Below are 18,925 nucleotides of genomic sequence, written 5' to 3' on the forward strand. Positions count from 1 at the left end.
AGGCCTGATGCCGACAGGCGTTGCACTGAAACATCTTGCGCGGGCTGCCGTGCAGGACGCAGTGGGCTTGGCACCCGCAACGCGGGCAGCGGAAGCCGTCCGGCCATCGGGCCCGTTCCAGCGCCGCCTCGCACTGGGCCTCGGTGCCGTACTGGGCGATGAATGCCGGCAACGACATCCCCGGCTGAAACTGAATCCGATTCTGCGCCATGGTGGCACCCTCCGCTCGCTGTGTAGCCTCAGCGTACGCCCGGGGGTGGCTCACCCAGTGAGCCTGGCTGACTCTCGTCGCTAATCAGGAGACCCTTTGTGATGCGTTCGTGTCCGCCGGTGTCGATGTGTGACCGGATGGCGGTGTAGCCGGCATCCTCGAACATCGCACGTACGGCATGGGCCTGGTCGAAGCCGTGTTCCAGCAGCAGTGGGGCGGATGGCGCCATGTGCTCGCCGGCGGTGTGGATGATGGTGCGCAGGTCCGCCATGCCGACATCGGCCGCGACCAAAGCAGAAAGAGGCTCGAAGCGCAGGTCGCCGCGGGTAAGGTGAGGGTCGTTCGGCGCGATGTAGGGCGGGTTGCTGACGATCACGTCGAACGTGCCCCCTGGCTTGAGTGGCTTAAGCCAAACCCCCTGCAGGAAGGCCACATCGAGTCCCAGTGTGGCCGCGTTGGCGCGGGCTTGGCGCAGAGCCTCCAGGCTGTGGTCGGAGGCGACGGCCTCGATGGCCGGACGTTCTGCTTTCAGTGCCAGAATGATCGCCCCGGTCCCGGTTCCAAGATCCAGCACCCTCGGGTGCCTGTGGCTGCTGTTGTCAATGGCCGCGAGGGCCTGTTCCACCAGCAGCTCGGTTTCGGGGCGCGGGATCAGGCAGGCGGGGGAGACCCCCAGTTCCAGTGTCCAGAAGCTGCGCCGGCCGAGGATGTGGGCCATGGGCTCGCCGGCGCAGCGGCGCTGGCAGAGTGTGTCGGCGCGGGCGGCCTGTTCGGCCGTGGCGGGGTCGGTGCCGTGGGCGATCAGTTGCGCGGTGTCCAGGCCGGTGGCTGCGCCCAGCAGCATGCGGGCCTCCAGTCCGGGCGCCTCGATCCCGGTGGCCTGCAGGCGGGCGCGCAGTTCCTGCAGCAACGCGTCCAGGGTCGAAGTCGCGGGCATCAGGCTTCGGCGAGGGTGGCGAGCTGCTCGGCCTGGTATTCGTGGATCAGCGGGTCGATGACCGGGTCCAGGTCGCCGGCCATGACCTGTTCCAGCTTGTACAGGGTCAGGTTGATGCGGTGGTCGGTTACCCGGCCCTGCGGGAAGTTGTAGGTGCGGATGCGTTCGGATCGGTCGCCGCTGCCGACCAGGCCCTTGCGTTCGGCGCTCTGCGCGGCGGCCTGGGCCTCGCGCTCGGCCTCGAACATCCGCGCGGCCAGGTAGGTCATGGCCTTGGCGCGGTTCTTGTGCTGCGAGCGCTCTTCCTGGCATTCGACCACGATGCCGGTGGGCAGGTGGGTCAGGCGCACCGCGGAGTCGGTCTTGTTGATGTGCTGGCCGCCGGCACCGGAGGCGCGAAAGGTGTCCACGCGCAGGTCGGCCGGGTTGATCTCCGGCATCTCGACCTCTTCCAGCTCCGGCAGGATGGCGACGGTCGCGGCGGAGGTGTGGATGCGGCCCTGGGACTCGGTTTCGGGCACGCGCTGCACGCGATGGGCGCCGGACTCGAACTTGAGCCGCGAGTAGGCGCCTTGCCCTGCCAAGCGCGCGATGACCTCGCGGTAGCCGCCGTGCTCGCCCTCGCTGGCGCTGAGGATCTCCAGCTTCCAGTTCTTCTGCTCGGCGTAGCGGGTGTACATTCGCAGCAGGTCGCCGGCGAAGATTGCGGCCTCGTCGCCGCCGGTCCCGGCGCGGATCTCCAGGAACACGTTGGCGTTGTCGTGCGGGTCCTTCGGGATCAGGTGGCGGTAGAGCTCGGCCTCCAGGGCCTCGGTCTGCTCGGTCAGGGTCTCGACCTCGGCCTCCGCCATCGCGCGCAGCTCGGGGTCGTCCTCCTCGAGCATCGCGCGCGCCTCCTCCAGTGCGGCGTGGTTGTCGTGCCAGGCCTTCCAGGCCTCGGCGACCGGCTCCAGCTGGCTGTATTCCTGGGACAGGCGGCGCAGCTGGTCCGGGTCCTCGGCGGCATCCGGGGTGGCGAGCAGGTGCGCGATCTCGGCGTGGCGCTCGGCCAGGCCCTCGAGCTTGGTGCGGAACGAGGCCTTCACGAACGGGCGCCGGATTCGGAATCGTCGCCGGGGTCGTCTTCCGGGGCGGGCAGCTGGAACAGGCGATGGGCCGCCTCCAGCAGGCGGGCATCGCCCTCGTGCGCCGCGGTATTCAGCGACTTGCAGGGGGCGTGCATCAGCTTGTTGGTCAGGCTGTGCGCCAGCAGCTGCATCGCCTCTTCCGGCGACTTGCCGGCGCGAAGCATCGCTTCGGCCTTGGCCAGGGCCTCGGCCTTCACGCTGTCGGCGCGCTGGCGCAGCTGGCGGATGCTGTCCACCGAGTCGCGGGCACGCAGCCAGCGCATGAATTCCCCGGCGCGCTGGGTGATGATCTCCTCGGCCTGCTCGGCGGCGGCCTGGCGCGAGGCCATGTTCTCGTCGATGACCTCCTGCAGGTCATCGACGGTGTAGAGGTAGACGTCCTCGAGCTGGCCGACCTCGGGCTCGATGTCGCGCGGCACGGCGATATCCACCATGAACATCGGCTTGTGGCGCCGCTTGCGCAGGGCGCGTTCCACCGCCCCCTTGCCGAGGATGGGCAGCGGCGCGGCGGTAGAGGAGATCACGATGTCGGCGTCGGCCATGCGGTCGGGGAGCTGGTCGAGGCTGATGGCCTCGGCGTCGAAGCGTCCGGCCACCGCGCGGGCGCGATCGACCGTACGGTTGGCGACGATCACGTTGCCGATGCCGCCCCCCGAGAGGTGCTGCAGGGCCAGTTCGATGGTCTCGCCGGCGCCAATGACCATGGCCGTCAGGGGCTTCAGGTCACCGAAGATCTGGCGCGCCAGCGAGACGGCCGCAAAGGCCACCGAGACGGCGCTCTGGCCGATGGCGGTCTGGGTGCGCACGTCCTTGGCCGTGGCGAAGGCGTGCTGGAAAAGTCGTTCCAGCGAGCGCCCCAGCGTGCCGGCGTCATGGGCGTGCTGGTAGGCCGTCTTCATCTGCCCGAGGATCTGCGGCTCGCCGAGGACCATGGAGTCCAGCCCGCTGGCCACGCGCAGGGTGTGGCGCACGGCGGAGCCGTCGTGGTGCAGGTAGAGGTAGGGCTTCAGTTCGTCGCGATCGATGCCGTGGTAGCCGCCGATCCAGTCGAGCACGCGTTGCTCGCTGTGCGGGTCGCCCTCGCGGAAGTACACCTCGGTACGGTTGCAGGTGGACAGGATCGCGGTTTCCGGCAACAGCACGCCGGAGCGCAGCGAGTGCAGGGCCTCGCCGAGCTCGTGCTCGTTGACGGAGAGCCGCTCGCGGATGGCGACCGGTGCCGTCTTGTGATTGATCCCGAGAGTGAACAGCATGCTGGCGCGTATTGTGCCGGAAAACGCGGGCGCGTGGCCGAATTTCCCGATAGTGTACTGTGCTGTAGGCTAGGGAAACACTGATCAATGTACACGCTCGCGCTCGATCGTTTTTGCGTGCGAACAAGGCGCGGTGACTGCCGTGCAGTCATTCTGCACAAGGGGACCGCAACGCCGTGCGCGCGCCCGTTTTTGATCAATAACGGGCGGCCGGGCCCCTTCGGGGTTGGCACCCCAGGTTCCCCGATCCTGCGTTGCGCCCCGAAGAAATCAGGAACGGGCGGGTAGAACCACTACCCACTGCACGACGCGCCTTGTCTCGGAAAACCTGGGGTGCCAACGCGAACGTGTACATTAATCAGTGTTTCCCTTGGCGGCTGCGCCTTCCGGCGGGGATGGAACCCCGCAGGTCCCTGGTCCGTCCCATCCGATATGCCCGTATTGATCTCGATTGGAAACAACATGATTCGAAGCCTGCTCGCGCTGACCGTCGTGCTCGCCCTGGGGGGCTGCGCGCATACCCAGCTGGACGCCTCCGAAGCCCCGGAGTTGGACCGCCCCGCGGTGGCTCCGTTGATGCAGGCGGAGGACCCGGAGGCGGTGCTGATGTTCAGTGTGCTGGCCGCCGAGATCGCGGTGCGCTCCGGGGAGCATGCCGAGGCCGCGCGCTATTACGGGGCCGCGGCCCTGCTGAGCGACGACCCCGCGATCGCCGAGCGGGCGACCCGGATTGCGCTCTTTGCGCGCGACCATGAGCAGGCCCAGCGCTCCGCTGATCGCTGGCTGCGTCTGGCCCCCGAGAGCATCGATGCCAGTCAGATCTCGACGGTGTTGCGGATCAATGCGGGCGATGCCGAGCAGGCCGCCGAGCAACTGGATTCGCTGATGAATCGTGTGGTGGTGGAGGGTGGAGATCCCTACGCCACGCTCGGTGCCGTGATTGGCCAGGCCCGGGATCATGACGCGGCGCTGGCGACCATGCGCCTGCTCGCCGAGCGCCGCCTCGACGATGTGGGGGTCCACCGCGTACAGGCCGAGGCCGCGCTGCGTTTTGGCGAGCCCGGAGAGGATGTACTGGCGGTCACCGGACAGGCCACCGAACGTTTCCCGGAATCGGTGCCACTGCGGATGCTGCATGCGCGGGCCCAGAGCGAGGCCGGGCAGGAGGAAGCCGCGGTCGAGACCCTGCGTGCGACCGTGGAGGCCCACCCCGACAGCCGCGAGGCGCGCCTGGGATATGCGCGGGTCCTGACCGAAATGGAAGACGATGCCTTCGCCCGCCGGGAGATGGACCGCCTGGTGGAGATGGCACCGGAAGACACCCAGCTCCTGCTGACGCTGGCGCTGATGAACCTGGAGGCGGAGCAGCTGGGGCCGGCTCGCGACTATCTTGAGCGCCTGGATGCGCTGGGCGAGCGCGAGAACGATGTTGCGTATTACCTCGGAAGGCTGCACGAGATGGCCGAGGCGCCGGACGACGCCCTGACGGCCTACGCCCGCGTCGAGGCGGGGGATCACGCCGAGGACGCGCGCCTGCGCAGTGCGCGCCTGACCCTTCGGCGTGACGGGGCCGAGGCCGCCCGGGATCTCTTCGAGCCCATGCAGCAGGGCGTGGACGACGATCTGGCCCGGCGCGCCTATCTGGCGGAGGCGAACGCACTGCGCGAGATCGGCGACTATGCCGAGGCACGCGCCCGGTTGAATCGCGGGCTGGTGCAGTTCCCCGGGGATACCCGGCTGCTGTACCTGCGGGGTCTGGTCCACGAGCGCGAAGACGACATCGCGGCCGCCGAGGCCGATTTCCGCACGATCCTCGAGTCCGATCCCGAGAACGTCGCGGCCCTGAACGCGCTGGGGTACACCCTCGCGGATCGCACCGAGCGGTATGAAGAGGCCTATGACCTGATCCTGCGTGCCTACGAGCAGGAGCCGGACGATGCCGCCATCATCGACAGCTACGGCTGGGTGCTGTATCGCCTGGGCCGGCTGGAGGAGGCCGAGACCCAGCTGCGCCGCGCCTATTCGCTTTCGGATGACGGCGAGATCGCCAGCAACCTCGCGGTGGTCCTGTGGGAGCGCGGCCAGCGCTCCGAGGCGCGGGAGATCCTCGAGGCCGCACTGGAGCGCGAGCCCGACCACGAGCGCCTGCAGCGGGTCCGCGACGACCTGATCGAATGAAGCGGCCGGGGATGATGTGGACGCCGGGGCGGGCCCCGGGCGGGGCCTGGCTGGCCGGCCTGCTGGTCGGCCTTGGCCTGCTGCTCGGGGGGTGTGCCGCGCCCCTGCCCGAGGCGGACACCACGCCGGCGGCCGAGGCGGCCTTCGAGGAGCGCAGTGACCGGCTTGCGGCGCTGGAGCGCTGGCGACTGGTGGCGCGCCTGGGGCTGGCCTCCGGGGAGGAGTACTGGTCCGCCCAGCTCAACTGGCGGGTGCAGGAAGGTCAGCATGTCCTCGACCTGTCCGGCCCGATGGGGCGTGGTGGTGGCCGACTGACGCTCTCCGAAAGCGGCCGGGCTTTGCTGGTGACCCGCTCTGGCGAGCGTTTCCAGGCGCGCGATCCGGATGCACTGGTAGCGCAGGTGCTGGGGGAGCCGATCCCGGTCAGCGGCATGATCTACTGGGTTCGCGGCCTGCTGCACCCGGAGGCCTCGTACCAGCTGGACATCGACGCGGACGGGCGCCCGCTGGAGATCCAGCAGTCCGGCTGGCACGTCAGGTACACCGAGTTCGAGGAGGTCGAAGGCGAGTCGATGCCGGTCGCCATGGTCCTCGAGCGTGAAGAAGTGGAACTGCGCGCCCGCATCGGCCGCTGGCAGCTCGGCGGTGAGGAGCCGTGACGGCCGCGCCCGCGGCCGACGCCTTCGACACGACCTTTCCCGCGCCGGCCAAGATCAACCGCTTCCTGCATATCACCGGCCGCCGGGCGGACGGCTATCACGAGCTGCAGACGGTGTTCCAGTTTCTCGGGCTGGAGGACGCGCTGCGCTTTGAACCGTTGCCCGCGGGGTGTTTCGAGATGGCCGGCCCGGCCATCGACGGGGGCGACAACCTCTGCCTGCGCGCGGCCCGGCGTCTGGCCGAGGTGGCGGAGTGGCCGTTTGGCGTACGCGTCCACCTCGACAAGCGAATCCCGGTGGGAGGCGGCTTGGGTGGCGGCAGCTCGGATGCCGCTACCACGCTGGTGGCGCTGAATTTTCTTTTTGGTCTGGGGTGCACCGTCGAGCAGTTGGCTTCGATCGGGCTGGAGCTGGGGGCCGATGTGCCGGTGTTTGTGAGCGGGCACGCCGCCTGGGCCGAAGGGGTTGGCGAACGCCTGACGCCCGTGGGCCCGGATACGGGCTGGGTCCTGCTGGTCGACCCCGGCGTTTCGGTGGCGACCGGCGCGATGTTCGGGGCTCCGGAATTGACACGCGACTGCCCCACCGAGACAATTTCGTCCGCAATCGACGCCGGGGGGTTCGTTAACGTGTTCGAACCGGTGGTTCGGGCGCGCTATCCGGAGGTTGATCGGGCGCTGGTCTGGCTGAAGGGGCAGACGCCACAGGCCCACCTGAGCGGTAGTGGCGGTTGCCTGTTCGGGGTGTTCCCCGACGAAAGTGCGGCCCGGGCGGCACAGTCCGTACAGCCGGCCCCCTGGCAGAGCTGGGTGACGACGCTGGTCAACGCGTCGCCCCTGCAAGCCTGGCTGCCGCCGAGCGGTGCCGGCATCGAAGCGCAATAGAGTCCAGCGAGATATTGGGCCGTAGCCAAGCGGTAAGGCAGCGGGTTTTGATCCCGCTAAGCGCCAGGTTCGACGCGAGCGGCGCAGCCGCGACCGACCGTCGCCGAAGGTGACGGCCCGAAGGGTGGCGCGTAGCGCCATCATCCTGCCGGCCCGGATCGGCAACGCCGATCCGCGGGATGGACCGGGCACGGTGCCGGTCAGGCAGTACAATAGAGTCCAGCGAGATATTGGGCCGTAGCCAAGCGGTAAGGCAGCGGGTTTTGATCCCGCCATGCGCAGGTTCGAATCCTGCCGGCCCAGCCATACAACCAGACTCGCGCCGCGTGCGCGGGTCACCCACTGCCGGGACGGCAGGATGAGAACCGGGTGCGACTCGAGCGGCACAGCCGCGAGAGCACGCCACCGCAGGTGGCGCCCGAAGGGTGGCGCGCAGCGCCATCATCCTGCCGGCCCAGCCAACACCGGCCCCGCGCCCGAGTATGGCGCGAGGCAAAACCATCAGGACCCCGGCCCCGCGCCGGGGGCTATACTGGAGCCCGGGCGAGATCGCAGCCCGCTCCACTCCATCCAGACCGGGACGAACCGTGGTCGACAAGAATCGCATGATGATCTTCGCGGGCAATGCGAACCCGCGTCTCGCCCAGGCCGTTGCCGAGCACCTGGGGTTGCCGATGGGCAAGGCTATCGTCGGGCGTTTCAGCGATGGCGAGGTGCAGGTCGAACTACTGGAGAACGTTCGCGGCCGCGACGTGTTCCTGATCCAGCCGACCGGGCAGCCGACCAACGAAAACATCATGGAACTGGTGATCATGGTGGATGCGCTGCGCCGCGCCTCGGCCGGTCGCATCACCACGGTGATCCCGTACTTCGGTTATGCCCGCCAGGATCGCCGCGTGCGCTCGGCGCGGGTGCCGATCTCGGCCAAGGTGGTCGCGAACATGATCGAGGCGGTCGGGGCGGACCGTGTGCTGACGATCGACGTGCATGCCGACCAGGTGCAGGGCTTCTTCAACGTCCCGGTGGACAATATCTACGCCTCGCCGGTGCTGCTGGGCGATGTCTGGCGGCATGTCTCGGGTGATCTGACCGTGGTGTCGCCGGACGTCGGCGGGGTGGTGCGCGCTCGCGCGATCGCCAAGCGTCTGGATGACGCCGACCTGGCGATCATCGACAAGCGCCGCCCGCGCGCGAACGAGTCCGAGGTGATGCACATCATCGGCGACGTGCGCGGCAAGTCCTGCATCATCATCGACGACCTGGTGGATACCGCCGGCACGCTGTGCCAGGCGGCCAAGGCCCTGAAGGAACACGGGGCCCATTCGGTGATGGCCTATGCCACGCACCCCGTGCTTTCCGGCGCGGCAATTGATAACATAAACGGTTCGGCGCTTGACGAGTTGGTAGTGACCGACACCCTGGCCCTGCAGCCCAACGCACAGGGTTGCGAAAAGATCCGCCAGTTGTCGGTGGCGGAGATGCTTGCGGAGACGATCCGCCGCATCAACCGCGAGGAATCCGTCAGTTCGCTGTTCATGGACTAGACGTCTTGAACTAGCCGGAAGATTTCGGGAGGCTCTGCCTCCCTTCAGCGCCCCGCCTGGTCGCGGGCGGGGTGTGTTCAGGGCGCTTCGGGTGAAGCGCCTTTCATTTTGGAGACTGTAGCAATGAGCATGAGCTTTACCATTGAAGCCGAGAAGCGTGACGAACAGGGTTCGAGTGCGAGCCGCCGCCTGCGTCGCGCCGGCAAGCTGCCCGCCATCCTGTACGGAGCGGACAAGGACGCCGTGGCGATCACGCTGGATCACAACGCGATGGTCCACAACCTCAAGGAAGACGCGTTCTACTCGCACATCCTGAGCGTCAAGCTGGACGGCAAGACCGAGAAGGCGATCCTGCGCGATGTGCAGCGCCATCCGTTCAAGCCGACCATCTACCACGTAGACCTGATGCGCGTGAGCGCCAATCAGCCGATCCGCGTCAGCGTGCCGCTGCACTTCCACAACGAGGAAGAGGCCAAGGGCGTCAAGCTGGGCGGCGGCATGGTCAGCCGCATGATCAACGAGCTCGAGGTCGAGTGTCTGCCGGGCAACCTGCCCGAGGCCATCGATATCGACGTGCTCGAGATGGATGTCGGTGACACCCTGCACATCTCCGAGCTCAAACTGCCGGAAGGCGTGCAGAGCGTGGCCCTGATGCATGGCGAGGACTACGACTATGCCGTGGTCAGCGTAGTGCTGCCGCGTGCGGCCAAGACCGATGAGGAAGAGGGCGAAGAAGCCGAAGCCGAGGCTGCGGAAGCCGAAGGTGGCGAGGAAGCCGCCGGTGGCGAAGAGGCCTCCGGCGACGAGGCGGAGTCCGAGGACAAGGAGTAAGCCCTGCGGCTTGCCGCCTGAACGATGGCGATCCAACCCGAACCGATCCGTCTGGTGGTCGGGCTGGGCAACCCGGGCCCGCGTTATGCCGAAACCCGGCATAACGCGGGTTTCTGGTTTGTGGACACCCTGGCCCGCCGGCATGGCGTGGATTTCCGCGCCGAGAGTCGCTTCGATGGCGAGGCGGCCCGGCTCAACCTGCCCGAGGGCGACTGCTGGCTGCTCAAGCCCATGAGCTTCATGAACAAGAGCGGTCTGCCGGTGCGCAAGTGCGCCGATTTCTACCGTATCCCCCCCGAGGCCATCCTGATCGTCCATGACGAACTGGATCTCGATCCGGGCGTGGTGCGGCTGAAGCTGGGCGGCGGGCATGGTGGTCACAACGGCCTGCGGGACCTGCACCGGCACCTGGGCGGCCCGAACTATGCCCGTCTCCGGGTCGGCATCGGCCACCCGGGGCACCGCGACGACGTGGTGCCCTTTGTGCTGGATCGTCCCGGCAAGGCCGATACGCAGGCCATCGAGGAGGGCATCGACACGGCCCTGGACCAGGTCCCGGCGCTGGTGGCCGGGCGCTGGGACGAGGCGGTGCGCAATCTGCATGGCGGCGGGTCGAAGGCGGCCGCCGGCCCCAAGAACCCCGAGGAAGCCCGATGAGTTTGAAATGCGGGATCGTGGGCCTGCCGAATGTCGGCAAGTCCACCCTGTTCAATGCCCTCACGCGCGCGGAGATCGCCGCGGAGAACTATCCCTTCTGCACCATCGACCCGAATGTGGGCGTGGTGGAGGTTCCGGATCCGCGCCTGACACGGCTGAGCGAGATCGTGAAGCCGCAGCGCACGCTGCCGACCACGGTCGAGTTCGTGGACATCGCCGGGCTGGTGGCCGGGGCCGCGCAGGGCGAGGGTCTGGGTAACCAGTTCCTGGCACATATCCGCGAGACCGACGCGATCGCCCAGGTCGTGCGTTGTTTCGAGGATGACGACATCGTGCATGTCGCCGGCAAGGTGGATCCGATCTCCGATATCGAGACCATCAGCACCGAGTTGATGCTGGCGGACCTGGAGACGACCAACAAGGCGCTCAATCGCCTGGCGCGCGCGGCCAAGTCGCAGGACAAGACCGCGATCGCGCAGCTGAAGGCCGCCGAGAAGGTGGCGGCCGGTCTGGATCAGGGCATCCCCGCGCGGGCCCAGGATCTCGACGAGGATGAGCGGCGGCTGCTGTACGACCTGCATCTGCTGACGATCAAGCCGATGATGTACATCGCCAACGTGGACGAAGCCTCGTTGGTCGATGGCAACGAGATGGTCGCGTCGGTGCGGGCGAAAGCCGCCGAAGAGGGTGCCGAAGTGGTCAGTGTCTGTGCCGCGATCGAAGCCGAGATCGCGGTGCTGGATCCCGAGGAGCGGGCGGAATTTATCGCCGATCTCGGGCTCGACGAGCCGGGGCTGGATCGCGTGATCCGTACGGCCTATCGCCTGCTGGAGCTTCAGACCTTCTTTACCGCCGGCGAGAAGGAGGTGCGGGCCTGGACTGTGCGCCAGGGCTCCACCGCGCCGCAGGGTGCCGGGGTGATTCACACCGATTTCGAACGCGGCTTTATCCGCGCCGAGGTGGTGGGGTACGAGGACTTCGTCGAGCACAATGGCGAACAGGGCGCAAAGGATGCGGGGAAATGGCGCCTCGAGGGCAAGGAATACTTGTTGAAAGAAGGTGACGTGGTACATTTCCGCTTTAATGTCTGAGCGTCACGCTAGGTAATTGGCCGCGAGCGCTTTCGGGTGATCGAAGCGCGATTCGTGGCAACAAATTTCGGGAGTACAGCAATGGATGTAATGGATCGGATTCGCCAGCAGGTGGAAGACAACCCGGTGGTGATCTTCATGAAGGGCACCCCGCAGTTCCCCATGTGCGGCTTCTCCAGCCGTGCGGTCGAGGCGCTGAAGCGCTGCGACCAGGAATTCGGCTACGTGAACGTGATCGCGGACCAGGAGGTCATGCAGAATCTGCCGCGCTTCGCCGACTGGCCGACCTTCCCGCAGGTCTACATCGACGGCGAGCTGATCGGCGGCTGCGATATCACCCTCGAGATGTTCGAGAGTGGCGAGCTGAAGAAGATGGTCGACGAGGCCCACGCCAAGCGCGCCGCGAGTTAAAGCATGGAGGTGGGCGGCAGCCCTAGGGGCTGCCGCCCAACCAAAACCGTCATCCGCGAGGCCCAGCAAGGGATCGTGGTGATCTCCTGATGTGCCCCCGGATTCCCGCCGTCGTGGCCGTGTCCGGGAGATTGCGTCACCCCTGCGGAGTTCGCAATGACTGGAGAGGGTTGGTCATCGCGAGCCCCGCAGGGGCGTGGCGATCTCCCGAAGCATCGACGCGCCCCGAGCGGTGCCGACGGTGGGAGATTGCTTCACCCCTGCGGGGTTCGCAATGACGGGGCTGAGGGTTGGGTCATCGCGAGGCGCGCAGCGCCGTGGCGATCTGTGAGGGTTCGCAGGGCGTGTGTTGTGTGTCAGCTCCCGGGCGGAAGTTCTTCCGGGTCGGGCAGGCGTAGTGCTGGCTGCGGCACGCCGATCCCGTCCTGCCAGCGGTTGGCGATCTGGCAGAAGATGTCCGCCGTCTTTTCCGCGTCGAACGCGGCGCTGTGGGCGGACTCGGTATCCCAGCCAATCCCCGCGGCGTCGGCCGCACGTGCCAGCACCGTCTGCCCAAAGGCCAGTGCCGAGAGCGACACCGTGTCCAGGCTGCTGAACGGGTGGAACGGGTTACGCTTGATCCCGCAGCGTTCGGCCGCGGTATGCACGAAGCCAAGGTCGAAGTGCGCATTGTGTCCGACCAGGATCGCGCGCTTGCAGTGGTTGACCTTCACTTCACGGCGGACCTCGCTGAACAGCTTCCCCATCGCCTGATCCTCCGGCCAGGCGGCCCGCAGCGGGTGGTACGGGTCGATGCCGTTCACTTCCAGGGACTTCGGGTCCATCTCCGAGCCTTCATAGGGACGCACATGCAGACTCACCGTGCGATCGCGCACGAGATGGTCCTGCTCGTCCCGGCGCAGAAACACCGCGGCCACTTGCAGGAGCGCATGGCGGCGGCAGTCGAAGCCCCCCGTCTCCACGTCCACCACCACCGGCAAAAAGCCGCGGAAACGGTTCGCCATTGGGCGGTGCTGCGGGTCCAGCTGGACGGGTTCGGCCATGGTTTTGCTCGATCTCGATGGGGGTGTTTCGCGGGTTTTGGAGTCGTTACGGGCGCATCGGAAGGCTTTCGCGGTGTTTGCGGATTTTTCCGCATATTTTGCCGACGTTCGGCGCCATAGAAGGCTTTCGCTTGACCTGTTGGCGGCACAGTCGGGATACTTGCGCCTTTTATGCCCGCCCGACACCGGCGCATGGTAGCAAATGCCCGACCGCCCGGTGGTCCGGCCCCGTCGTGGCAACCCGATTCCCAACCCGTTTTCAGGGGTAGAGCATGGACCCGAACGCGACCGAACACGATATCGACCCGCAAGAGACCCAGGAGTGGATCGACGCCCTGGCCTCCGTGCTGGAGACGGATGGCCCCGAGCGGGCGCATGCCCTCCTCGAGCGCCTGGTCGACAAGGCGCGCCGCAGCGGGGCCTACCTGCCGTACTCCGCCAATACCGCCTATGTGAACACCATCCCCACGCACCTGGAACCCGAGTATCCGGGGGATGGCGCGGTGGAGCATCGCATCCGTTCCTATATCCGCTGGAACGCGATGGCGATGGTGGTCAAGGCCAATCGTGCATCGTCCGAACTGGGTGGGCATATCGCGACCTTCGCCTCCGCCGCGACGCTGTACGACGTCGGCTTCAACCACTTCTGGCATGCCCCTTCGCACGATCACGGGGGCGATCTGCTGTTTGCCCAAGGGCATTCCTCGCCGGGCATCTACGCCCGTGCCTTCATGGAGGGCCGCCTGACCGAGGAGCAGCTGGACCACTTCCGTCGCGAGGTCGACGGCAGGGGGCTTTCGTCCTATCCGCACCCCTGGCTGATGCCGGACTTCTGGCAGTTCCCGACCGTGTCCATGGGCCTCGGTCCGATCATGAGCATCTACCAGGCGCGCTTCATGCGCTACCTGCAGGATCGCGGCCTGGCGCAGACCAAGAACCGCCGCGTCTGGAGCTTCGTCGGCGACGGCGAGGTGGACGAGCCGGAGACCCTGGGTGCGATCACCCTGGCCTCGCGCGAGAAGCTCGACAACCTGACCTGGGTGGTGAACTGCAACCTGCAGCGCCTGGACGGCCCGGTGCGCGGCAACGGCAAGATCGTGCAGGAGCTGGAGGCGATCTTCCGCGGCGCTGGCTGGAACGTGGTCAAGGTGCTGTGGGGCCGCTACTGGGACCCGCTGCTGGCCCGAGACACCGACGGGCTGCTGCAAAAACGCATGATGGAGGCGGTCGACGGCGACTTCCAGAATTACAAGGCGAATGACGGCGCCTACGTGCGCGAGCACTTCTTCGGCAAGTACCCCGAGCTCAAGCGCATGGTGGCCAACATGTCCGACGAGGACATCTGGCGCCTCAACCGCGGTGGCCATGACCCGGTCAAGGTCTATGCGGCTTACAAGGCGGCGGTCGAGCACCAGGGTCAGCCGACCGTGATCCTCGCGCACACCGTGAAGGGCTACGGCATGGGGGCTGCGGGCGAGGCCCAGAACCGCACCCACAGCCAGAAGAAGATGGACGCGGACGACATGAAGCAGTTCCGCGACCGCTTCAACATCCCGCTGTCCGACGAGCAGGTGGAGAAGGCCGAATACATCAAGCCGGACCCCGACTCCGAGGAGATGAAATACATGAACGCGCGGCGCAATGACCTGGGCGGTCATCTGCCCGTGCGTCGGCCGCTGGCTACCCCGCTCGAAGTGCCCGGCCTGGACGCCTTCAATGGTTTGCTGGAGGCCTCCGGCGAGCGCGAGATGTCCACCACCATGGCCTTCGTGCGCCTGCTGACGCTGCTCGCACGCGACAAGAAGATCGGCAAGAACATCGTCCCGATCGTGCCCGACGAGGCACGCACCTTCGGCATGGAAGGCCTGTTCCGCCAGTTGGGGATCTATTCCTCGGTTGGCCAGCTCTACGAGCCGCAGGACAAGGAACAGGTGATGTACTACAAGGAGGACAAGAAGGGCCAGATCCTGGAAGAGGGGATCAACGAGGCCGGCTCCATGTCCTCCTGGATCGCGGCCGCGACCTCCTACTCCACGCACGGCGTGGCAATGGTGCCGTTCTACATCTTCTATTCGATGTTCGGGTTCCAGCGCGTCGGCGACCTGATCTGGGCCGCCGGCGACATGCGTGCCCGCGGTTTCCTGATGGGCGCGACCGCCGGACGCACCACACTGGCCGGCGAGGGCCTGCAGCACGACGATGGCCACAGCCTGATGATGGCCGCCAACGTGCCCAACTGCATCGCCTACGATCCGACCTTCGCCTTTGAACTGGCGGTGATCGTTCAGGACGGCATGCGCCGTATGTACGCGGAGCAGCAAAGCGTCTTCTACTACATCACCGTGATGAACGAGAACTACCCGCAGCCGGCCATGCCGAAGGGTGCCGAGGAAGGCATCCGTCGAGGCCTGTATCGCCTGCAGGCTGGCGGGCGGAAGAAAAAGAAGGTGCGCCTGCTGGGGTCCGGCACCATCCTGCGCGAGGCCATTGCCGCCGCCGAGCTGCTGGACAAGGACTTCGGCGTGGCCGCCGAAGTCTGGAGCGCGACCAGCTTCAACGAACTGGCCCGCGACGGCCGCGATGCCGAGCGCCACGCCCGCCTGAACCCGGAGGCCAAGCCGCGCAAGTCCTGGGTCGAGGAATGCCTCGGGGGTTCCGACGCCCCGGTGGTGGCCGCGACCGACTATGTCCAGGCCTACCCCGACCAGATCCGCGCCTTCGTGCCGGCCGACTACCGCGTGCTGGGCACCGACGGCTTCGGCCGTTCGGATACCCGCGCCGCGCTGCGTCGCCACTTCGAGGTGGATCGCTACCATATCGCGGTCACGGCCCTGAAGGCCCTGGCCGACGCCGGGACCGTCGAGGTCAAGACCGTGAGTGATGCGATCAAGAAGTACGAGATCGACGTCAAACGGCCCAACCCCTTGCAGGCCTGAGGCCGCCGGTACCGAGGCAGGAGCAGACATGAGCAACACGACTACCGTGCACGTGCCGGACATCGGTGATTTCAAGGACGTCGAGATCATCGAGGTGATCGTCAGCCCCGGGGACACCATCGCCCCCGAGGACCCGCTGATCACGCTGGAATCGGACAAGGCCTCCATCGAGATTCCGGCCCCCCAGGGCGGGACGGTGAAGGCACTGAAGGTGAAGGCCGGCGATCGCGTCAACGAGGGCGACCCGATCCTGGAGCTGGAGCCCTCCGACGAGGGCGCCGCCGAGGACACCTCCGCCAGGGACGAGGAGCCGAAGCAGGAAGCGCCGTCTTCCGCGGAGGCCCCGGACGAGCCGGCCGCCGCGGCCGAGAAGCCGCAGCCGTCCGAGGCACCGAAGGCCGCCGACCGGGCCGACCCGCGCCCGTCGCCCACCGAACACATCCGCGACGAATCGGCCTTCCGCAAGGCCCACGCCTCGCCGGTGGTGCGCAAGTTCGCCCGCGAGCTGGGCGTGGACCTGAGCAAGGTCGAGGGTTCCGGGCGCAAGGGGCGCATCCTGCGCGAGGACGTGCAGGGCTTCGTCAAGCGCGCGCTGAGCCAGGGTGCGGGCGGCGGCCTGGGCGTGGAGCCGATGCCGGAGATCGACTTCTCCGAGTTCGGCCCGATCGAGACCCAGCCGCTTTCGAAGATCAACAAGCTCACCGGCAAGAACCTGCACCGCAACTGGGTCACCGTCCCGCACGTGACGCAGTTCGACGAGGCCGACATCACCGAGCTGGAAGACTTCCGCAAGTCGCTGAAGGCCGAGTACGAGAAGAAGGGCGTGAAGGTCACCTTCCTGCCGTTCCTGATGAAGGCGGTGGTCTCCGCCCTCAAGCAGTACCCGCGCTTCAATGCCTCGCTGGATGCGACCGGCGAGAACCTGATCCTGAAGCAGTACTACAACCTCGGCATTGCGGTGGACACGCCGGACGGCCTGGTCGTCCCGGTGGTGCGCGATGTCGACCGCAAGAGCCTGGTGGACATCGCCTCGGAGCTGATGGACCTGTCCCAGCGCGCCCGCGACAAGAAGCTCAAGCCGGCGGACATGCAGGGCGGCTGCCTGACCATCTCCAGCCTCGGCGGGATCGGCGGGACCCAGTTCACCCCGATCGTGAATGCCCCCGAGGTCGCGATCCTCGGCGTGTCGCGCTCCAGCATGAAGCCGGTGTGGAACGGCAAGGAGTTCGAGCCGCGCCTGATCCTGCCGCTGGCGCTGTCGTACGATCACCGGGTGATCGACGGCGCCCTGGGCGCCCGCTTCGCCACCACGCTGAGCGCATTGCTGTCCGACATGCGCCGCATGCTTCTGTAATCGCAACCGGAGTGACTGGATGAGCCAGACCAAGACCATCGAGGTCCCGGATATCGGGGATTTCAAGGACGTCGAGATCATCGAGGTCCTGGTGCAGCCGGGCAGCGAGATCGCGCCGGAGGATCCGCTGATCACGCTGGAGTCCGACAAGGCGACCATCGACGTGCCTGCCCCCGAGGCCGGCACCGTGAAGAAGCTGCATGTGAAGGTCGGCGACAAGGTCTCCCAGGGCAGCAAGCTCCTGGATCTTGAGGCCAGTGGCGAGGCCGCGAGCGGAAGCGATGACGCCCCCGCCTCCGGTGGCGACAAGACCGAGTCCGACAAAGCGGAATCCACGGCCGGGAGTGCGTCGCAGAAGGCCGCACCCAAGGCGGCCGCTGACCCGAACACCGACAGCCAGTGCCAGGTGCTGGTGCTGGGCTCCGGCCCCGGCGGTTACACCGCCGCCTTCCGCGCGGCGGATCTGGGGCTGGACGTGGTCATGGTCGAGCGCTACCCGCAGATCGGCGGGGTCTGCCTGAACGTTGGCTGCATCCCGTCCAAGGCGTTGCTGCATGCCGGCGAGGTGCTGCACGAGGCCGAGCGCTTTGCCGCGCTGGGTATCAAGTTCGGCGAGCCGGAGATCGATCTCGACGGCCTGCGCGGCTACAAGGGCAATGCGGTCAAGAAGCTGACCGGCGGCCTGAAGCAGCTGTGCAAGCAGCGCAAGGTGCGCGTGGTGCAGGGTGTGGGCGAATTCGTCGGCGCCAACAGCATCGCGGTGGAGGGTGACGAGGGCCGCGAGGTGATCGGTTTCGAGCACGCGATCATCGCGGTCGGCTCGCAGGCGATCAAGCTGCCGAGCTTCCCCTGGGATGACGAGCGGGTGATGGACTCCACCGATGCCCTGGATCTCGCGGAGATCCCCGAGCGCATGCTGGTGGTCGGCGGCGGCATCATTGGGCTGGAGATGGCCTGCGTGTACGAGGCCCTGGGCAGCAAGGTCACGGTGGTCGAGCTGTCCGATACCCTGATGCCGGGCGCGGACCGCGACATCGTCCGCCCGTTCGAGAAGCGCGCGAAGAAGCGCTTCGAGAACATCTTCCTCAAGAGCAAGGTGACCGAGGCCAAGGCCAGCAAGGCCGGGATCGTCTGCCAGTTCGAGGGCGAGGCCAAGGGCCTGCCGGAAGAGGACACCTTCGACCGGGTGCTGGTCGCCGTGGGTCGCAGCCCGAACGGGGCCAAGATCAAGGCCGAGGCGGCCGGCGTGCAGGTGACCGATCGCGGTTTCATCGAGGTCGACAGCCAGCAGCGCACCAACATCGAGCATATCTTCGCCATCGGCGACGTGGTCGGCCAGCCGATGCTGGCGCACAAGGCCACCCACGAGGGCAAGGTCGCGGCCGAGGTGATCGCCGGGCACAAGGTGCACTTCGACGCCCGTGCGATCCCGTCCGTTGCCTATACCCACCCCGAGGTCGCCTGGATGGGCGTGACCGAGGAGCAGGCCAAGGCCGACGGCATCGAATACACCAAGGGCGTGTTCCCCTGGGCTGCCTCCGGCCGCGCGATCGCGCTGGGTGCGGAGGATGGCATGACCAAGCTGCTGTTCGGCGCCGATGGCCGCGTGATCGGCGCGGGCCTCGTCGGTCCGTCCGCCGGCGACCTGATCGGCGAAGCGATGCTGGCGCTGGAGATGGGTGCCGAGGCCGAGGACATCGGCCTGACGGTGCACCCGCACCCGACGCTCAGCGAGACCGTCGCCTTTGCCGCCGAGGTCGCGCACGGCTCGATCACCGACATCCTGCCGCCGAAGAAGCGCTAGCCGGC

At 67.2% G+C, this 18,925-nt stretch carries 16 protein-coding genes, 1 tRNA gene and 1 other RNA gene; 13 read left to right on the forward strand and 5 right to left on the reverse strand.

Annotated features, from left to right (window positions below; translation table 11 throughout):
- The 4 genes from F572_RS14660 to hemA form a co-directional block, all read right to left on the reverse strand.
- On the reverse strand, nt 1-211 hold a 211-nt coding region (locus F572_RS14660), incomplete at its 3' end, for a transposase (protein ID WP_038033888.1).
- A gap of 28 nt (nt 212-239) precedes the next feature.
- Nucleotides 240-1,148: a peptide chain release factor N(5)-glutamine methyltransferase gene (prmC, locus tag F572_RS0100925; RefSeq protein WP_017940679.1), complete on the reverse strand. Its 909-nt coding sequence runs from the start codon at nt 1,146-1,148 to the stop codon at nt 240-242.
- On the reverse strand, nt 1,148-2,233 hold the full coding sequence (prfA, locus tag F572_RS0100930) for a peptide chain release factor 1 (RefSeq protein ID WP_017940678.1): 1,086 nt from the start codon (nt 2,231-2,233) through the stop codon (nt 1,148-1,150). Before prfA ends, prmC begins: the two co-directional genes overlap by 1 nt.
- Entirely contained in the window at nt 2,230-3,528 is a 1,299-nt protein-coding gene (hemA, locus tag F572_RS0100935; protein WP_017940677.1) for a glutamyl-tRNA reductase, read from the reverse strand. The genes prfA and hemA overlap by 4 nt, the downstream gene beginning before the upstream one ends.
- Nucleotides 3,529-3,960: 432 nt before the next feature.
- Here hemA and F572_RS0100940 point away from each other — a divergent pair, with 432 nt between their 5' ends.
- The 10 genes from F572_RS0100940 to grxD all read left to right on the forward strand — a co-directional run bounded on the left by F572_RS0100940 (nt 3,961) and on the right by grxD (nt 11,783).
- Nucleotides 3,961-5,706 carry a tetratricopeptide repeat protein gene (locus F572_RS0100940; RefSeq protein ID WP_017940676.1) on the forward strand — a complete coding sequence of 582 codons (1,746 nt, stop codon included), beginning with the start codon at nt 3,961-3,963 and terminating at the stop codon, nt 5,704-5,706.
- Nucleotides 5,703-6,365 (forward strand): lipoprotein insertase outer membrane protein LolB, encoded by a 663-nt coding sequence (gene lolB, locus F572_RS0100945; protein WP_026142893.1) that lies wholly within the window; start codon nt 5,703-5,705, stop codon nt 6,363-6,365. Before F572_RS0100940 ends, lolB begins: the two co-directional genes overlap by 4 nt.
- A complete protein-coding gene (ispE, locus tag F572_RS0100950) occupies nt 6,362-7,249 on the forward strand; it encodes a 4-(cytidine 5'-diphospho)-2-C-methyl-D-erythritol kinase (protein WP_017940674.1) in 888 nt (295 codons plus the stop codon). The genes lolB and ispE overlap by 4 nt, the downstream gene beginning before the upstream one ends.
- Before the next feature lie 231 nt (nt 7,250-7,480).
- A tRNA-Gln gene (locus F572_RS0100960) sits at nt 7,481-7,555 on the forward strand.
- 31 nt (nt 7,556-7,586) lie between these two features.
- Nucleotides 7,587-7,710: non-coding RNA, RtT sRNA (locus F572_RS14915), on the forward strand.
- Between the two features lie 144 nt (nt 7,711-7,854).
- Complete coding sequence (locus F572_RS0100965) at nt 7,855-8,793, forward strand: ribose-phosphate diphosphokinase (protein WP_196793993.1); 939 nt, start codon at nt 7,855-7,857, stop codon at nt 8,791-8,793.
- Nucleotides 8,794-8,916: 123 nt separating this feature from the next.
- Nucleotides 8,917-9,624, forward strand: a complete 708-nt coding sequence (locus F572_RS0100970) for a 50S ribosomal protein L25/general stress protein Ctc (RefSeq protein WP_026142892.1) — start codon at nt 8,917-8,919, stop codon at nt 9,622-9,624.
- Between the two features lie 24 nt (nt 9,625-9,648).
- A complete protein-coding gene (pth, locus tag F572_RS0100975; protein ID WP_017940671.1) occupies nt 9,649-10,281 on the forward strand; it encodes an aminoacyl-tRNA hydrolase in 633 nt (210 codons plus the stop codon).
- Complete coding sequence (gene ychF, locus F572_RS0100980; RefSeq protein WP_017940670.1) at nt 10,278-11,372, forward strand: redox-regulated ATPase YchF; 1,095 nt, start codon at nt 10,278-10,280, stop codon at nt 11,370-11,372. The genes pth and ychF overlap by 4 nt, the downstream gene beginning before the upstream one ends.
- Before the next feature lie 81 nt (nt 11,373-11,453).
- Nucleotides 11,454-11,783 carry a Grx4 family monothiol glutaredoxin gene (grxD, locus tag F572_RS0100985; RefSeq protein WP_017940669.1) on the forward strand — a complete coding sequence of 110 codons (330 nt, stop codon included), beginning with the start codon at nt 11,454-11,456 and terminating at the stop codon, nt 11,781-11,783.
- A gap of 356 nt (nt 11,784-12,139) precedes the next feature.
- On the opposite strand, the gene rnt is transcribed toward grxD, so the two are convergent.
- A complete protein-coding gene (gene rnt, locus F572_RS0100990; RefSeq protein WP_017940668.1) occupies nt 12,140-12,826 on the reverse strand; it encodes a ribonuclease T in 687 nt (228 codons plus the stop codon).
- A gap of 272 nt (nt 12,827-13,098) precedes the next feature.
- On the opposite strand from rnt, the gene aceE reads away from it, so the two are divergent.
- Genes aceE through lpdA form a run of 3 tightly spaced genes read left to right on the forward strand, consistent with a single transcriptional unit; the run spans nt 13,099 to nt 18,920 of the window.
- Entirely contained in the window at nt 13,099-15,762 is a 2,664-nt protein-coding gene (gene aceE, locus F572_RS0100995; RefSeq protein ID WP_017940667.1) for a pyruvate dehydrogenase (acetyl-transferring), homodimeric type, read from the forward strand.
- Entirely contained in the window at nt 15,707-17,116 is a 1,410-nt protein-coding gene (gene aceF, locus F572_RS0101000; RefSeq protein ID WP_081601980.1) for a dihydrolipoyllysine-residue acetyltransferase, read from the forward strand. The genes aceE and aceF overlap by 56 nt, the downstream gene beginning before the upstream one ends.
- Nucleotides 17,117-17,135: 19 nt before the next feature.
- Complete coding sequence (gene lpdA, locus F572_RS0101005; RefSeq protein WP_017940665.1) at nt 17,136-18,920, forward strand: dihydrolipoyl dehydrogenase; 1,785 nt, start codon at nt 17,136-17,138, stop codon at nt 18,918-18,920.
- The last annotated feature ends 5 nt before the right edge of the window (nt 18,921-18,925 follow it).

Origin of the sequence: Thioalkalivibrio sp. ALE14 (assembly GCF_000376845.1) — a bacterium.
GTDB lineage: Bacteria > Pseudomonadota > Gammaproteobacteria > Ectothiorhodospirales > Ectothiorhodospiraceae > Thioalkalivibrio.